General features: G+C 35.2%; 11 protein-coding genes and 1 pseudogene. 10 read left to right on the top strand and 2 right to left on the bottom strand.

Annotation, left to right across the window (positions count from 1 at the left end):
- Positions 1–82 precede the first annotated feature (82 nt).
- The 6 genes from gdhA (at position 83) to RMO83_RS09030 (ending at position 9,510) form a co-directional block, all read left to right on the top strand.
- Positions 83–1,426 (top strand): NADP-specific glutamate dehydrogenase, encoded by a 1,344-nt coding sequence (gene gdhA, locus RMO83_RS09055; RefSeq protein WP_310559358.1) that lies wholly within the window; start codon positions 83–85, stop codon positions 1,424–1,426.
- 176 nt (positions 1,427–1,602) lie between these two features.
- Positions 1,603–3,843, top strand: a complete 2,241-nt coding sequence (locus RMO83_RS09050) for a T9SS type A sorting domain-containing protein (protein WP_310559357.1) — start codon at positions 1,603–1,605, stop codon at positions 3,841–3,843.
- Between the two features lie 69 nt (positions 3,844–3,912).
- Positions 3,913–4,626 (top strand): DNA repair protein RecO, encoded by a 714-nt coding sequence (gene recO / locus RMO83_RS09045; protein ID WP_310559356.1) that lies wholly within the window; start codon positions 3,913–3,915, stop codon positions 4,624–4,626.
- A 272-nt stretch (positions 4,627–4,898) separates the two neighbouring features.
- On the top strand, positions 4,899–8,372 hold the full coding sequence (gene ileS / locus RMO83_RS09040; RefSeq protein ID WP_310559355.1) for an isoleucine--tRNA ligase: 3,474 nt from the start codon (positions 4,899–4,901) through the stop codon (positions 8,370–8,372).
- A 7-nt stretch (positions 8,373–8,379) separates the two neighbouring features.
- Positions 8,380–8,760: a TraR/DksA C4-type zinc finger protein gene (locus tag RMO83_RS09035; RefSeq protein ID WP_310559354.1), complete on the top strand. Its 381-nt coding sequence runs from the start codon at positions 8,380–8,382 to the stop codon at positions 8,758–8,760.
- 138 nt (positions 8,761–8,898) lie between these two features.
- Positions 8,899–9,510 (top strand): lipoprotein signal peptidase, encoded by a 612-nt coding sequence (locus RMO83_RS09030; protein ID WP_310559353.1) that lies wholly within the window; start codon positions 8,899–8,901, stop codon positions 9,508–9,510.
- 100 nt (positions 9,511–9,610) lie between these two features.
- On the opposite strand, the gene RMO83_RS09025 is transcribed toward RMO83_RS09030, so the two are convergent.
- Together RMO83_RS09025 and RMO83_RS09020 are read right to left on the bottom strand one after the other, a co-directional pair.
- Positions 9,611–10,216, bottom strand: coding sequence for a superoxide dismutase (locus RMO83_RS09025; protein ID WP_310559352.1), 606 nt, complete (start codon positions 10,214–10,216; stop codon positions 9,611–9,613).
- Positions 10,217–10,820: 604 nt separating this feature from the next.
- A complete protein-coding gene (locus tag RMO83_RS09020) occupies positions 10,821–11,039 on the bottom strand; it encodes a helix-turn-helix transcriptional regulator (protein ID WP_310559351.1) in 219 nt (72 codons plus the stop codon).
- A 191-nt stretch (positions 11,040–11,230) separates the two neighbouring features.
- On the opposite strand from RMO83_RS09020, the gene RMO83_RS09015 reads away from it, so the two are divergent.
- The 4 genes and pseudogenes from RMO83_RS09015 to RMO83_RS09000 all read left to right on the top strand — a co-directional run bounded on the left by RMO83_RS09015 (position 11,231) and on the right by RMO83_RS09000 (position 18,691).
- Positions 11,231–12,298, top strand: coding sequence for a type I restriction endonuclease (locus RMO83_RS09015; RefSeq protein ID WP_310559350.1), 1,068 nt, complete (start codon positions 11,231–11,233; stop codon positions 12,296–12,298).
- A 155-nt stretch (positions 12,299–12,453) separates the two neighbouring features.
- Positions 12,454–12,636, top strand: a pseudogene (locus RMO83_RS09010) (UvrD-helicase domain-containing protein); the annotation flags it as partial.
- Between the two features lie 76 nt (positions 12,637–12,712).
- Positions 12,713–15,427 carry a family 78 glycoside hydrolase catalytic domain gene (locus tag RMO83_RS09005; protein WP_310559348.1) on the top strand — a complete coding sequence of 905 codons (2,715 nt, stop codon included), beginning with the start codon at positions 12,713–12,715 and terminating at the stop codon, positions 15,425–15,427.
- Between the two features lie 99 nt (positions 15,428–15,526).
- Positions 15,527–18,691 (top strand): UvrD-helicase domain-containing protein, encoded by a 3,165-nt coding sequence (locus tag RMO83_RS09000; protein WP_310559347.1) that lies wholly within the window; start codon positions 15,527–15,529, stop codon positions 18,689–18,691.
- The last annotated feature ends 2 nt before the right edge of the window (positions 18,692–18,693 follow it).

Genomic DNA, 18,693 nt, shown 5'->3' with positions numbered 1-18,693 from the left:
TGAGACGAAAATAGTCGCATAAAATGTATATTTGTCATTACTAACGAAAACGTTTTCTTAAAGCGTTATTAATTTAAAAATTATGTCACAAAGTATTGATTCATTTATCGAATTGGTTGCAAAAAAAAATCCAAACGAACCCGAATTTATGCAAGCCGTTATGGAAGTTGCTGAAACCGTTATCCCATTTATTGAAGAAAATAAAAAATATCAAAACAAAATGCTTTTGGAAAGGATGGTCGAGTCCGATCGAATTATTATTTTTAGAGTAGTTTGGATTGATGACAAAGGCGAAACTCAGGTAAATAGAGGGTATCGAATCCAGATGAATTCAGCAATTGGTCCTTATAAAGGAGGTATTCGATTTCATCCTTCCGTAAATTTAAGTATTTTAAAGTTTCTTGCTTTTGAGCAAACTTTCAAAAACAGTTTAACGACTTTGCCAATGGGCGGTGGAAAAGGTGGGGCAGATTTCGACCCAAAAGGCAAGTCAGATAACGAAGTGATGCGTTTTTGCCAAGCTTTTATGACGGAATTATCCAAACACATTGGTTCAAATACCGATGTTCCAGCTGGAGACATTGGTGTTGGGGGAAGAGAAGTAGGATATATGTTCGGTCAATACAAAAGACTTAGAAATGAATTTACAGGAGTTTTAACCGGAAAGGGAATTTCATTTGGAGGGTCTTTAGTTCGCCCGGAAGCAACAGGATATGGTAATGTGTATTTTGCCAACAGTATGTTGCTAACAAAAGGAGATAGTTTTTCAGGTAAAACAGTTGTTGTTTCTGGTTCTGGGAACGTAGCTCAATACGCTGTAGAAAAAGCAACTCAATTAGGAGGTAAAGTGGTCACAATGTCAGATTCTGCGGGGTATGTTTATGACGCCGAAGGGATTGACAAGGCTAAATTAGCCTACATAATGGAAATAAAAAACGAGTTAAGAGGAAGAATTAGTGACTATTTAAATAAATATCCTAATGCTAAATATGTGGCAGGAAAACGTCCTTGGGAAGTGAAATGCGATATTGCATTGCCTTGTGCTACACAAAATGAATTAAACGAAGAAGAAGCCAAGATGCTTGTTGCCAATGGTTGTATTTGTATTTCAGAAGGAGCAAATATGCCAACGACACCAGAAGCAGTGCATGTTTTCCAAAAAGCCAAAATATTATTTGCGCCAGGAAAAGCATCAAATGCTGGTGGAGTTGCCACTTCAGGACTCGAAATGTCTCAAAATTCTTTAAGATTAAGTTGGTCGGCCGAAGAAGTTGACGAAAAATTAAAAGGAATTATGTTGGCAATTCATGCCTCGTGTGTGAAATATGGCACAGATCAAACGGGCTATGTTGATTACGTAAAAGGAGCCAACATTGCTGGATTTGTAAAAGTTGCCGATGCTATGCTAGCTCAAGGAGTCGTTTAGAACTTTTATAAATTTAATACGACCTTCATTTCTAATCTGAATTATAGTTTAGAAATGAAGGTTTTTTTGTGTAACAAAATCCATTTACTTTCGTTTGTATTATATTTGTCAATGAAATATGTATTCAAATGATTAAAAACGGGTTTCTATATCTTGTATTTCTTCTCTTTTTGCAAATGGGTTTCGCACAAAACAGTATGTTATGGCAAGGTTATTTCTCTTATAACGATATTAGAGATGTGTCTCAATCGACAGTGAGCATTTTTGGCGCCTCCGAAAACGCTTTGTTTTCAAAAAATAGCAACACAAATGAAATTAAAACCACAACCACCATCGATGGACTTTCAGGGCAGATTATAGCGTCTTTATATTACAGTCCAACATCTAATAAAACTCTTGTAGGCTACGAAAATGGCTTAATGACAGTGATTAACGAAGCCGATGGAAGTATGCTTAATGTAGTTGACATAATCAACAAACAACTTCCTGCGAACATAAAAAGAATTAATCATTTTATGGAATATAATGGGATTGTATATGTTTCTTGTGATTTTGGAATTGTACAATTCAACTTAACAACCAATCTTTTTGGAGATACTTATTTTATTGGCAACAATGGAGCAGAAATAAGCGTTTCTCAAACAGCCGTATTTAATGGTTCTATCTACGCATCAACAACAGATGGTATTAGAAAAGCAGACGTTGCGAATAAAAATCTAATTGATTTCAACCAATGGACACAAATTGCTAAAGGTAGTTGGTTAAGTATAGAAACTTTTGACAAAGAACTTTTTGCAATTAATAGTGGTGGATTAATCCATAAATACGATGTTGTGTCAAACGTTTTTGCAGGTTTTATACAACTTGTGCAACCTGCTGTCGACATGAGGACTTCAGGAAATTATTTATTAATTACTACACCAAAAAGTGTTTCTATTTACAACAAACAAATGATTCTTGTTCGCCAAATAAATAGCAGTCAAATTATTGATACTTTGATAAATTTTACTTGCGCCACCAGCATTGAAGATAAAATTTATATCGGAACGAAAGAAAACGGAATTTATACAACTACAATTTCAGCTTCATCTAATTTTGAAAACACAATGCCATCAGGGCCAAGTCGGAATAATATTTTTGCACTTCAAATAACTTCTACTTCGCTTTGGGCAGTTTATGGTGATTATGATTTATTTTACGTTCCCAATCCAGTAGAGCGTTATGGGTTAAGTAAATATAGCGAAACAGGATGGTTGAATATTCCAGATTCTGAAGTTTTAGGGGCAAGATGTCTCGTTAGAGTTACTGTAAATCCAACAAATGAAAATGAGGTTTATGCTAGTTCTTTTTTCTATGGCTTATTAAAAATTGTAGATGACAAACCTGTGACTTTATATGATGACACTAACAGTGGATTAGAAACATTAACATTTCTTCCAAATTATATTAGTGTGAGGATAAATGGTGCTGCATTTGACAAGTCTGGAAATCTTTGGGTTACTAATAGTTTGGTAAAAAACGGCTTAAAATCTTTGAGTCCTGGTGGACAGTGGAAAAGTTATGCTATGGATAAAATTATAGATGATATCAACAAAAGCAATTTTAGTAGGTTGACTATTGATAAAAATAGCACAAAATGGATCACAACCAATGAAAGCGGATTGATTGGGTTTAACGAAAAAAATAATGTTTTCAAAAAAATCACAATGGGGACAGATACAGGAAATTTGCCAACACCAGATGTAAGAGTTGCATCCATAGACAACAACAACCAACTCTGGATTGGAACCACAAAGGGATTAAGGGTTTTATCTAACGTCAACAATTATTTGTCTGAAGAACAAATGACTACAAAACCAATCATTATACTCGAAGATGGCTTAGCACAAGAATTAATGTATGAACAATTTATTACAGATATTGTAGTCGATGGCGCTAATAATAAATGGATTGGCACAGCTGATTCGGGTGTATTTTTGGTTTCTCCGAACGGTCAGGAAACCAAGTATCATTTTACAGAAACCAATTCGCCATTGCCTAGCAACATCATTAATGACATTGAGATAAACAGTATTACAGGCGAGGTTTTTATTGCTACTAACAAGGGGTTAGTTTCTTTCAAAGGAATTGCAACAGGTGCCAACGAAGATTTAAACAATGTATTTGTTTATCCAAATCCAGTGCGGCCAGAATACGAAGGAACAGTAAAAATATCAGGATTATTAAACAAAGCAACTATTAAAATCACCGATATCGAAGGGAATTTAGTTTACGAAACCACTTCTGAAGGAGGAACAATAGAATGGAATACCACCGCTTTTGGCAAATACAAAGTCGCTTCGGGTGTTTATATGATTTTTATTTCAGCTCAAGATGGTATAGAAACTAAAGTAAAAAAAGTAATGATAATTAGATAGGTTCTGGGTTCTAGGTCTTGGGTTTTAGAAAATTCAAAACCTACACCCAAGACCCAAGACCCAAGACCTATGCAAGTCAAAACCAAAGCTATCGTCATTTCTTCCCTCAAATACCAAGATAAAAGCTTGATTGTAAAATGCTTTACTGAATCACACGGTTTGAAAACCTATTTTGTTCGGGATGCTTTTTCTTCGCGAAAATCCAACCAGAAAATCGCCTATTTTCAGCCGCTGACTATTCTCGAAATCGAAGCGGTTCATAAAAACAAAGGGACTTTAGAAAACTTCAAGGAAATCAAAATTGCAATACCTTTTCAAACCATACATTCGGATATTTTCAAGAGTACAATTGTGATGTTTATTTCTGAAATCCTACACCATTCCATTCACGAAGAAGAAAAAAACGAACACCTATTTGCTTTTTTGGAAACTGCCTTGTTTTGGCTCGACACTCACGACGAGACGGCTAATTTTCATCTAATTTTAATGCTCGAAACAACGAAATATCTTGGTTTTTATCCCGATATTTCAGAAATAGAATTTCCTTTTTTCGACACCAATGAAGGTGTTTTTACACCATTTCACGGGATAAATTCATTAACGGAACACGAAACCAATCTCTTCAAAAAACTCATTATTTTAAAATTCGACAACGACCAGAAAATCTTTCACGTAATCGAAAGGCAAATCGTTTTAAAAATCCTGATTGATTATTACGCTTTCCATCTCGATGGTTTCCGAAAACCAAAATCTTTGGACGTATTGAAAGAGATTTTTTCTTAAGTATTGATCGTGACCCGCCGTAAAAACTTCGGGTCGGGCTTTACACTATATCTTTTGTTCTGTTACCACTCCACAAAAGGATGCCGTTCCAATCCCTCACGCAAAAAAATCAATGACAATAGCAATTTCAAAAATCAATTTCAAAAGTCAAAAACCAACTCCAACCAAATCTGAAATCAAGAGTCGTTAATCAACAATCAAAAATCATAACTCATAACTCATAATTCATAACTATTTATTACTTTCGCACCACGATTTAAGAAAAGGATAAAATGAGCATAAAATTTACTGAATACAAAGGACTTAACTTGCCAACAGTGGCGTCGGAAGTACTTGATTTTTGGAAAAAAGAAAACATATTCGAGAAAAGTGTGACCACTCGCGAAGGCAACCCACCATTCGTATTTTTTGAAGGACCACCTTCAGCAAACGGATTACCAGGAATCCATCACGTGATGGCTCGCGCGATTAAAGATATTTTTTGCCGATATAAAACTCAAAAAGGATTCCAAGTAAAGCGTAAAGCAGGTTGGGATACGCACGGATTACCCGTAGAATTAGGCACCGAAGCAGCATTAGGTATTATCAAAGAAGATATTGGAAAAACTATTTCTATAGAAGAATACAACGAAGCTTGCAAAAAAACCGTGATGCGTTACACCGATGTGTGGAACGATTTAACCGAAAAAATGGGATATTGGGTCGATATGGAAAATCCATATATCACCTACAAATCCAAGTATATGGAAACCGTTTGGTGGATTTTAAAACAAATCTACAAAAAGGATTTGATTTACAAAGGCTACACCATTCAGCCGTATTCGCCAAAAGCAGGAACTGGACTATCTTCGCACGAAGTGAATCAACCAGGAAGTTACCGTGATGTAACTGATACCACAATAGTTGCTCAATTCAAATCATTAAACGAAACTTTACCGAGTTTTCTTCAAGGTTTAGGAGATATTCATATTTTGGCTTGGACGACAACGCCCTGGACCTTACCTTCAAACACTGCTTTGACTGTTGGGCCAAAAATAGATTATGTTTTAGTCCAAACTTTCAACCAATATACGTTCCGTCCATCGAATGTGATATTAGCAAAAAATTTAGTTGGAAAACAATTTTCGAAAGGATTTTTTGCAAGTACCGAAGCTTCTGATTTTGAAAACTTCAAAGAAGGCGACATCCTGCCTGCCGGCAAGGCGGGAAAAATTCCTTATCAAATCTTGACAGAATGCAAAGGCGCTGATCTAGTTGGAATTCGCTACGAGCAATTAATGAAATTCACTTTGCCGTATCAAAATCCAGAAAATGCTTTCCGAGTAATTTTAGGAGATTTTGTTACCACCGAAGACGGAACAGGAATCGTACACACCGCCCCAACATTTGGTGCCGATGATGCAAAAGTGGCCAAGGAAGCAATTCCAGAAGTTCCGCCAATGTTAGTTTTAGACGAAAACGGAAACCCGGTTCCATTGGTAAATTTGCAAGGAAAGTTCATCGATGGTTTAGGAAGTTATTCAGGGAAATACGTAAAAAACGAATATTACACCGAAGGTGATGTTCCAGAACGCTCGATGGATGTGGAAATTGCAATCCAGTTAAAAGAAGAAAATAAAGCGTTCAAAGTAGAGAAATACGTGCACAGTTACCCACATTGTTGGAGAACTGACACGCCAATTTTATATTATCCGCTGGATTCTTGGTTTATTGAAATCACCAAAGTTCGAGATAGAATGTTCGACCTGAACGGAACTATCAATTGGAAACCAAAGTCAACAGGCGAAGGTCGTTTCGGGAATTGGCTTAAAAATGCCAACGACTGGAACTTGTCACGTTCTCGTTTTTGGGGAATTCCGTTGCCAATTTGGAGAACTGAAGCTGGCCCCGACGATTCGGGAGAAGAAATTCTAGTTGGTTCTGTTGAAGAATTATACAACGAAATCGAAAAATCTATTGCGGCAGGTTTCCAGGCAGCAAATCCTTTCAAAGGTTTTGAAATTGGAAATATGGACGAAGCCAATTATGATTTGGTTGATTTACACAAAAATGTAGTCGATGAAATCACCTTGGTTTCTGCTTCTGGAAAACCTATGAAACGCGAATCCGATTTGATTGACGTTTGGTTTGATTCGGGTTCAATGCCTTATGCACAATGGCATTATCCTTTTGAAAACAAAGATAAAATTGATGGTAACAAAGATTTTCCTGCTGATTTTATTGCCGAAGGCGTCGATCAAACCCGTGGTTGGTTTTATACTTTGCACGCTATAGCCACTTTGGTTTTTGATAAAGTTGCGTATAAAAATGTGGTTTCTAATGGTTTGGTTTTGGACAAAAATGGACAAAAAATGTCCAAACGTCTAGGAAATGCAGCCGATCCATTCGAAACATTAAATGAATATGGTCCTGATGCCACACGTTGGTATATGATTTCGAATGCAAATCCTTGGGACAATTTAAAATTCGACTTGGAAGGAATTGCTGAGGTTCGACGAAAATTCTTTGGAACCTTGTACAACACGTATTCTTTCTTTGCATTGTACGCCAATATTGACAATTTCACTTATGCTGAGAATGAAATTCCAATTAACGAAAGGCCAGAAATTGACCAATGGATAATATCAGAATTAAACACTCTAATTAAAGTGGTTGATGAAGCGTATGCGGATTATGAACCTACGAAAGCAGCTCGCGCGATTTCAGAATTTGTGAGTGAAAACTTGAGTAACTGGTACGTTCGTTTGTGTCGTCGTCGTTTCTGGAAAGGCGAATATGCACAAGATAAAATAGCAGCTTATCAAACTTTATACACCTGTTTATTGACCATAAGCAAACTCGGTGCGCCAATCGCTCCGTTCTTTATGGACAAGCTTTACCGAGATTTAACTTTGGCTACAATCCCGACGCTTGGGGACGAAAAATTTGACTCTGTACATTTGGCGGAATTTCCAAAATACGTTGAAAACTTTGTTGATAAATCGTTAGAGAGCAAAATGCAGAAAGCACAGACGGTTTCATCACTCGTTTTATCCCTTCGAAAAAAGGAAATGATTAAGGTGCGTCAACCCTTGCAAAAGGTAATGATTCCGGTGCTTGACGAGCGATTTAGAGCTGAAATTGAGGCGGTTTCTGACCTCATAAAAGCCGAAGTTAACGTCAAAGAAATTGTGCTTTTAGACGATGCTTCGGGGATTTTGGTAAAGCAAATTAAACCTAATTTCAAGGCTCTTGGACCACGTTTTGGAAAAGATATGGGTTTGATTGCCAAAGAGATACAAAGTTTTTCGTCAGCTCAAATTAACCAATTGGACAAGGAAGGTAGTATAAGCATTGTTATTTCAGGAAATAGTGTAATTTTATCCCTACAAGATGTGGAGATTTTTTCTCAAGATATTGAGGGTTGGCTGGTTGCTAACTCAAACGGGATAACGGTTGCACTGGACATCACTATTTCTGAGGAATTAAAACAGGAAGGAATTGCCAGAGAATTGGTCAATAGAATTCAGAACTTAAGAAAAGATTCAGGATTTGAGGTTACAGATAAAATTAAAGTATATTTGCAAAAAAATCCAGACCCGATCCAAAGCGAACAGGCGAAGCAATTGGAAAATGCTGTAAAAGCAAATGAAACCTATATTAAATCAGAAACATTAACAGAGATTTTGATTTTTGAAGAAAATATAGACAACGGTATAGAAATAGAATTTGACGAGATAAAAACAAAAATATCAATTACAAAATAATTTGAATATGCTAGATGAAATTGCAAGATACTCAGACGCTGATTTAGCGGAGTTTAAAGAGCTTATTATAAAAAAAATACACAAAGCACAAGCCGATTTAGACTTAATAAAAAGTGCTTATATGAACGATTTGAATAACGGAACAGATGACACTTCGCCTACATTCAAAGCATTTGAAGAAGGAAGTGAAACCATGTCAAAAGAAGCGAATTCACAGTTGGCCATCCGTCAAGAGAAGTTCATTCGCGACCTGAAAAACGCGCTTTTCCGTGTAGAAAACAAAACCTACGGAACTTGTAAAGTAACAGGAAAACTAATCAGCAAAGAACGATTATTGATTGTTCCCCACGCAACAATGAGTATCGAAGCAAAAAACATGCAACGATAATTATTACAAATTCCAATGTCGAAAACCCAAATCCCAATCCTAGCTTTTGGAATTTGGGTTTTTAAATTTGGAATTTCTTCTTGATTTGGATTTTACTTTTTAGAATTTACCTATTTTTGCGCCATTAAAATTCACAAAATGTCTTTACGAAAAGCTTACCTGATCGTTTTTATCATATTACTAGTTGATCAACTTTCTAAAATTTACATCAAAACCAATTTTATTTACGGTGAAATCGGGCAAATTGATGTTACCGGTTGGTTCAAAATCCTATTGATAGAAAACGAAGGAATGGCATGGGGAACAGTAATTCCAGGTACTTACGGAAAATTGTTTCTTACTGTTTTTCGTCTGGTTGCCGTTACAGGAATTGGCTATTGGTTATGGGATTCTGTCGAAAGAAAACACAGTTCAAATTATTTGATTGTCGCAATTTCTCTCATTCTGGCAGGAGCTTTTGGCAATATTATTGACTCTGTTTTTTACGGCGTAATTTTCGATGACAGTTACGGTCATTTAGCCACTTTATTTACAGATAAGCCTTATGGAACGTGGTTTCACGGAAAAGTGGTTGATATGTTGTACTTTCCATTATTCGAAGGAAATTGGCCTGAATGGATACCCCTGATTGGTGGACAACACTTTAAATTTTTCAATGCGATTTTCAACATTGCCGATACTGCAATTTCTACAGGTGTTGGGATTTTGATCGTTTTCAACAAAAAAGCATTTCATCATCACGAACATTAAACACATTCCCTAATAGAACGGTATTTGTAAACAAAAAATAGACGAACAAACTTTTCAGTCTATTCGTCTATCGTCTAAACGTCTATTTTCTTAAAAAAGACTATTTTGCCGCAGCATATCTTCTAGCCACTTCATCCCAGTTAATTACATTGAAGAAAGCTTCGATATAATCAGGTCTTCTGTTTTGATAGTTCAAATAGTAAGCGTGTTCCCAAACATCCATTCCTAAAATTGGAGTTCCACCACAACCTACACCGGGCATCAAAGTGTTGTCTTGATTTGGCGTTCCGCAAACTTCTAATTTACCGTCTTTCACACACAACCAAGCCCATCCTGAACCAAATTGGGTTGCTCCCGCTTTGGCGAAAGCCGCTTTAAAAGCATCAAAAGAACCTAAATCGCTATCGATAGCAGCAGCTAATTCACCTGCTGGCAAACCGCCGCCGTTTGGTGACATCACTGTCCAGAATAAATTGTGATTAAAAAAACCACCGCCGTTGTTACGAACAGCGCCATTTTTCAAATCAAGATTTTCTAAAATTTCTTCAATGCTTTTACCTTCTAATTCCGTTCCTGCAATCGCAGCATTCAAATTAGTAGTATAAGCATTATGATGTTTTGTGTGATGGATTTCCATCGTACGAGCATCAATATGAGGTTCTAATGCGTCATACGCATAAGGTAATTGTGGTAATTCAAAAGCCATACTATTGTTGTTTAAATGATTTAAAAATATTTTATTCAAAATTAAACAATTAACTTTGAAAAGGAAATTCTATTTAGTTATAGTTTTATTAAATTAATTGATAGTGGGGTTTTTAGGAGCTATTTCCAGCTATTCGTTGCAATCTCCCGAAGAAAAATCGGGAGGATTTCCACTGCTATCTGGGCTAGGGTATTCGGGATATAAAAAATTTGTCATTTAAAACAAACCTATAAGGTTGGGTGTCAAATCTGAATAGATTCGTAAAAAATTGTTCGTACTTTTTTATTGGATGAAATTGAATTTATCGCTCATTATCCAACGGATTAAAATCCGTTGCTACAATATGTCCCGTTCCTATGGAACTTTCACAAAGTGTAACAGAGCCTTGGGCTCGGAATATTTTGTAAGGCCGGACTTTAGTCCGGTTTACATCGTCAATCATTGAAGAGAGAGCCGTAGGCTCGGTTCATTTTTTGTTTTTTGTCCATGAATTACAATATCTGCTAATTAAAAAAAGAACGAAGCTTTAAAAATTTGACCGTTCAAATTTGACACCCCACCTATTAGTTTTTTAAAATCTTATAGGTTTAATTTTCAAAAACATCTAATCGGTAAACTTGAATAATTCAATTGTATTTATTTCCAATGCTTTTGACACTATCTCTAGGGTTGAAAGTGTTGCATTTGCTCTGCCAGCTTCTAATCTGGACATATTACTTTTCTCAAAATTACATTTGGCAGCCAAATCCTGTTGAGATATATTTTTCTCTTTTCGGATCTTCTGAATTCGTTTGCCAACTTGTATTTGTATTGATTCTTTCAAACTTTAATTATCATTTACGACAAGTCAAAATTTGTTATATATTTGCTTAATGTGGTTATCGCAAATGATAACTATAAATTATTTTGCCCAAATGTGGAAAACCGTAAAGGGATAGGCTTTCAACTTGATAAATTTGAGTAAAGATTAGAAATAGGGACGAATCAATTAACAAACAACTAAAAAGTATAATTATGGATTTGAAAGACCAACTTAAATTAATTGCTGACCGAACAAAGCACAAAGACAACATTCAAACCGAAGAAGCTACCAAGAATGCATTTGTAATGCCTTTTTTGCAAAGCTTAGGTTACGATGTTTTTAATCCATTGGAAGTTGTTCCTGAATTTATTGCCGACATTGGAATTAAAAAAGGAGAGAAAATTGATTACGCCATTTTTAAAGATGGAAATCCAACGATTTTGGTTGAATGTAAAGATTGGCGAGAAAATTTAAATATTCACGATGGACAGCTTTTGAGATATTTTCATGTTTCAAAAGCAAAGTTCGGATTGTTGACCAACGGAATCGTTTATCGATTTTATTCCGATTTAGTGATGCCTAATAAAATGGACGAAAAACCATTTTTAGAATTTAATATTACCGATATAAAAGATAACCAAATTGAGGAATTAAAGAAATTTCATAAAGCCAATTTCGATGCAGAAAGCATTGTTAATACTGCAAGTGAAATGAAATTTATGAATGAACTCAAACATTTGCTAAACAAAGAACTTACAGAACCAACTCCTGAATTTGTAAAGTATTTTGCTAAACAAGTTTATCCGAGCGTTGTAACTGCAAGGGTTTTGGAACAATTCACCGAGTTGACCAAAAAATCTATTCAGCAATATATAAGTGATTTAATTACCGAAAGATTGAAAAATGCTTTGTCCAAAGAGGACGAGAAAAATAAGCTCGAAAATTCAAATGAAATTTCAGCAGAACAAAATCTGGAAGATATTAGTAAAGTAAACACAACCGAAGAAGAATTGGAAGGATTTTTGATTGTGAAAACTATTTTAAGACAAAAAATTCCAGCACCAAGAGTTACTTATCGAGATGCACAATCTTATTTTGCAATTTTTCTAGATGATAATAATCGAAAAGTGGTTTGCCGATTATACTTAAATGGAGGAAAAAAATTCATTGGATTATTCGATGAAAACAAAAAAGAAACAAAAAATGAAATAGAATCTTTAGACGATATTTTTAAATATTCAGCAGCACTTTTGAAGACTATTGAAATTTACGAAAAGTAAAAACGATATTTTTTGTTTCTTAAGTTTGAATTGCCTTTGGTTTTAGCCAAAGGTTTTTTTGTGGATTTTATTGGCTTCAATGATTAAGATTATAAAAACAATAGAAAGTTAGAAATCTTTGTACTACTTTTAATCCTGATTAATCAAAAATCTAAATGCAAAGACCCTCATTCTCCATATACGACGCATCGGCAGGTTCCGGAAAGACTTATGCACTTGTCAAAGAATACCTAAAAATCATTCTCGTTGCTAATAAAAATGATGCCTATCGCAACATTCTCGCCATTACTTTTACCAATAAAGCGGTTCACGAAATGAAATCCAAAATCGTGGGCAGTTTTCTTGTTTAAGGATACGGTAAAATTGCTGAAAATGAATTTAAAAAAATGTATTAGCTCTAAAAATAATAAGTCCGTGAAAATTATAAATGTTGTAAAAGTATTCATTATCGGGTCAATATTAACCCTAGTTAGCATTAGTTCTAGCTATTCGCAACAGATTTCAACTATTTCTATAGATGAAACATTATTAAACAACGAAATTAATCCAATTGGCATTGACGATGTGCAACCAAATTTCTCTTGGAAACTAAAATCCGCTGCTCGGAAAAAGTATCAAAAAGCATATCAAATTGTAGTTTGGGTTGAAAACACCACTGACACTTGCTGGAATAGTGGCAAGGTTAGGTCAGACAACACTATTCAAATAAAATATGCTGGGAAACCTCTGAAAACAGTACATAATTATAACTGGAAAGTCCGAATTTGGGACAATGATGGCAAAAGAAGTTCTTGGTCGAAGGAAAGTCACTTTTCGATGGGCTTATTTAGTGAAAGTGACTGGAAAGCAAAATGGATAAGCTCCCCTGATTCCTTTTATTCTCCTGTTTTTGAAAAGAAATTCAACGTAGACAAGGTTGCCGATTTTGCAAACGTATTTGTAAATTGTCAGGGCTATTTCGAGTTGTACATAAATGGAAAGAAAGTTGGTAAGGACGTTCTGTCGCCAGCTGTCAGTGATTTTCAATCGGAGAATTACTATATTACATATGACATTAGGGATTACCTTAAAATTGGAGAAAACACTATTAATTTGTGGACTGGTCGTGGCTGGTACTCAAAAGGATTGCCGAGTGTTACTCATCATTCACCCGTTTTTCGGCTTCAGGCACATTTATCAAGCAAACAAAGTTCAACAGTAATAGTGTCCGACACCACTTGGACCACAAGCAATAGCAACATCAGTCAAATTGGCAAATGGCGTTGGAATAATATGGGTGGAGAAATAATAGATTATAGAATTATAATGACTGATTTTAACAGCAATAAAACCCAGAAAAATGTAATCCAAATTGCTAACCCAAAAGCTATTACAAAATCTCAAATCTGCAGGCCAAATGTTATTTCTGATACAATTTTAGTCAAAAATATTTCTCAAATAGATGAAGATGTCTGGCTGGTTGATTTTGGAAAAAATTTTACAGGCTGGATGAAAATGGAAATAAAAAACAAAAAAGAAGGAGATACGATAGACTTTATTTATTCTGATTTTTGCAATAAGAAACCTGGCAAAATATCAAAATATAAATGGGATTTTGGGAATAATTATATTAATCAAAGGGACGCTTATATATCATCTAAAGCAGAAAGTGGAACTTTTTGTCCGAAATTTAATTTCCACGCTTTTCGTTATGTTATTATCCAAGGGTTAAAATATGAGCCAAAAGTTCAAGACATTAAAGGCTATATGATAGAATCGAATCTTACCGAAGCCGGAAAATTTTCGAGTTCTGACGAAGATTTAAATGCTATTTATGAATTAAATCGATTCACTTTTCGGTGCTTGGATATTGGCGGCTATTATGTAGATTGTCCACACCGTGAGCGGCTGGGTTATGGAGACGGACAGGTGGCAGTAGAAACGGGTATCTATAGTTTTGATCTCGCTAATTTTTACAAAAAATGGTCGCTCAATTGGAAGGCTGCACAAAAAGACGATGGTGAAATACCCAATACCGCTCCATCTCCTTATGGTGCAGGTGGCGGACCTGGCTGGGGAGGCACAGGAGTTGTACTGCCGTGGAAAATATATAAGTACTACGGAGATATAAAACTTTTGAGCGACTCTTATACTTCAATGGTGCATTACGTCGATTTTTTGGAGACAAAAAGCAAAGATGGAATTCTAATTCATTATGGCGATGAGAAGTGGGGCTTTATTGGAGATTGGGTACCGCCAGGGAAGGGAATGGATTCGAACGACAAGGTGGGTAAATTCGAAAAAGAAGTATTTAACAATTGCTACAAAATATACTTATACAATATTCTGGCAGAATGTGCCAACGTACTTGGCAAACCTAATGATAGTAAAAAGTATAAGAGGCAATCTGAAATGTTACAAAATAAAATTCACGAAACATATTATAATAAAGAAAAAGGAATTTATGCCAATGGAGAACAAGCCTATCTTTCTTTTCCTTTGCTGATGAATGTACCGGTAAAAGATGAAATAGATCGTGTTATGGCAAATCTAGAAAATACAATAAAAATAACGGATAATGGGCATTTGAATACAGGTATGTTAGGCACCTATTTTATGTTGCAGTACCTTACCAACATTGGGCGCTCAGATCTTGTTTATTTAATGATGAAACAAAAAACATATCCGGGCTGGGGTTATATGATTTCGCAAGGGGCAAATACAGCTTGGGAGCAATGGAATGGTTATTGGTCTAATATTCACTCTTGTTTTACTTCGGGAGGTGGATGGTTTTATACTGGGCTAGCTGGTATCCGTCAAACGGAAAAATCGGTAGCTTTTAAGCACTTGCTTATTGTCCCTCAATTAACGGACATAATTAATGAACAAAAGACAGAATTCAATTCACCTTACGGTAAAGTTGTTGTATCTTGGAATCACGACGCTGATAAAAATTTGCAAATGGAAATTGAAATTCCTGTAAATACAAACGCAGCTATAATTTTGCCGGTTTTAGATAATCAAATTGTATTTGAATCCGGTAAGAAAATTAGAGTGAATGATGATGTTAAAATATTGTCAAAGGAATCAGGGAAATTGCGTTTACTGGTTGAGTCTGGAAAATATGTTTTTGAAATAAGAAATAATTAGAAAATAGCAGGTTTGTTAAAAGTTCCGAAGGAACGGGACATATTGTAGCAACGGATTTTAATCCGTTAAATAGTTAAGTAAAAAATCATTCTTATTAAAATGCAAAGACCTTCATTCTCCATATACGACGCATCGGCAGGTTCTGGAAAAACTTATGCGCTTGTCAAAGAGTACCTAAAAATTATTCTCGTTGCGCCAAAAAATGATGCCTATCGCAACATTCTCGCCATTACGTTTACCAACAAAGCGGTTCACGAAATGAAAAGCAGAATTGTCGGCAATTTATCTGAATTTGCCAAAGACGAACCCAGCCAAAAAGCACAGGATTTAATACACCATTTGGCAATAGAAACCGAACTTTCAATCATCCAAATCAAAACCAAATCGCAGCAAATCATCAAGCATATCATTCACAATTATGCCGCTTTTGATATTTCTACCATCGATAAATTTACGCACAAAGTGATTCGTGCTTTTGCTCACGATTTGGGTTTACCAATGACTTTTGAAGTGACTTTGGATACTGAAAATTTACTAGTTGAAGCTGTTGACGCTATAATTGCGCAAGCTGGCGAGGACGAAACTTTGACCAAATTGCTCATCGATTTCACAATGGAAAAAACCGATGACGATAAATCTTGGGATATTTCACGCGAAATCTTAGAAACGGGTCGTTTGGTGCTCAATGAAAACAACCGAAATGAAATCACTCATTTTCAAGACAAAACCATCACCGAATTTGTCGAAATAAAAAACAAACTTGCGGAAGTCTGTAAGGTTTTGGAAGACGAAAACACAGCAATTGCTGAAAGTGCTTTATTGTTAATTGAAAAAAACGGAATTGACACCAAATCCTTTTCAGGATCCTATTTTCCTAAACATTTGCAAAGCATTCAAGAGGGGAAATTCAATCCAAAAAACAAAACCTACCACGAAATTGATGATATAAAAATCAATAAAACCGCTAAAGACGGTGCTTTAATAGAGAATATAATCCCGGAATTATTGCAAATTCTTGGCAAAATTTACAAAAATTTCGAAAAGCGAGATTTTTATAAAGCCTTCCTGAAAAATATAACGCCATTATCGTTGCTAAATACTGTTAGTAATGAATTGACTAAAATTCAGGAAGAACAAAATGTGCTTTCTATTTCTGAATTTAATGCCATTATTCACCGTGAAATTCAAAACCAGCCGGCTCCTTTTATTTATGAACGACTCGGCGAGCGTTACCGTCATTTTTTTATCGATGAATTTCAAGATACTTCCGAAATGCAATGGCAAAATCTGATTCCGCTTATTGACAATGCAACTTCCAGCGAAATTGATGGCGAAAAAGGAACTTTGATGATTGTGGGTGACCCAAAACAATCTATTTACCGCTGGCGTGGCGGAAAAGCCGAGCAATTTATCAAATTAAGTAAAAACCTTAATCCTTTTAATAATCCCGAAAAAGTTTTAGAACATTTAGATAAAAATTACCGTTCGTATTCCCAAATAATCGAATTCAATAACGAGTTTTTTCAGTTGTTGTCCAACGAATTTGAGCACGAAGATTACAAAGATTTATACGAAAATCACAGTCATCAAAAAAGTAATGACAAAACAGGCGGTTATGTAAATATTTCTTTCATTCCAAAAGTGGAAAACGCAGAAGACGAAGAAGCACTAGATAAAGCCGAATTGTATTTAGTGGCGACTTTAAACACTATTCAAAAAGCACAAAAGCAAGGTTTTGAACTCAAAGATATTGTTATTTTGACCCGAAAACGCAGTCACGGAATTGCCGTTGCAAATTATTTGACGGAGCAAGGAATTCCGCTTTTGTCTTCAGAAACCTTGATGATTAAAAATGCCACCGAAGTTCGATTTATTATCGATTTACTAAAGTACTTAAAAAACAGTTCGGATAAAGAATCAAAAGCCTATTTCTTGCATTATTTAGCACAAAACAGCCAAGACAAATTGCCTATTCACAATAAATTGCCCACGCACGATTTTATAGCACAAGGAATGGCTAATGTAAATGAAATGGATTTCGAGAACTGGCTTGAGAGTTTTGATGTTAGCCTATCTTTTCAAAACATCAGAAAAAAATCTTTGTATGAAGCAGTGGAACATATTGTTTCTAAATTTCTTAATCCCAAAAGAAGCAATGCTTACGTTCAGTATTTTATGGATATCGTTCTTGAAAGAGATATTCGTAATCAAGCTGGAATATCAGACTTTTTGAATTTTTGGGACAAAAATTCAGAGAAATTCAGCATTCCTTCGCCTGAAGGAAACAATGCAGTTCGAATAATGACCATTCATACCTCAAAAGGATTGGAATTCCCGGTTGTGATTATGCCGTTTGCCGATGAAGATTATAGTCGCAGTCCAAAAAATAAATTATGGATTGACACAGAAGTAGGAGATTTTGGACTGCCGAAAGTTTTAATAGATAATAGCAAGGCGGTAGAAGGTTTTGGAGAAACGGCAAAAGCTGTTTATAGTCAAAAATCACAGGAAGAATTATTAGATAATATTAATATTTTATACGTGGCTTTGACTAGAGCCGAAGAACAATTGTATGTGATTTCGAATATGAATTTGGATTCTAAAGCTGTTGTGAAAATGAATAATATGTCCGCTTTTTTTGTTAATTATTTAATTAAAAAAGGGCAATTTGAAGAAGAAAAATTTGAATATGAATTTGGAAACCCCACCAAACTGTCAGACGAGAAAAAACACGTCGATACATTGAAAACGATTCCTCTAATTTCTGAAATTATGAATCCAAAAAGCATCAAAATTGCCCAGCGAGAAGCCTTAATGTGGGGAACGCACCAGCAAGAAGCTATAGAATATGGAAATGTAGTTCACGAAATTTTGGCTTTTGTGAAAACTAAAACGGATGTTGATTTAGCCATAACAAAAGCTTTTGAAAGCGGATTAATTAACTTCAATCAAAAGGATTTAGTTTACAAAACGATTCAAGAAATTGTCAATCATACAGAACTTTCAAACTATTTTGCCGAAGGGAATGAAGTGCTAAACGAGCAAGCAATTATTCAAAAATTGGGAAAAACTATCAAACCTGACCGAATGGTTTTGAACAAGAATAAGGAAGTTTTTTTGTTGGATTATAAAACAGGAACTCACAATCCTAAATATCAATTACAATTGGAGAATTATCAAAATGCGATTGAGTTGATGGGTTATAAAGTTGTAAAAAAATCGCTTATATATATAGGACAAGAAATCAATGTGGTAAATTTGTAGAA

Source organism: Flavobacterium sp., from assembly GCF_031423415.1.
In the GTDB taxonomy this organism is placed as follows: Bacteria; Bacteroidota; Bacteroidia; order Flavobacteriales; family Flavobacteriaceae; genus Flavobacterium.
The sequence above is the reverse complement of the archived record's forward strand: the minus strand, read 5'-3'. Positions and strand labels throughout refer to the sequence as shown.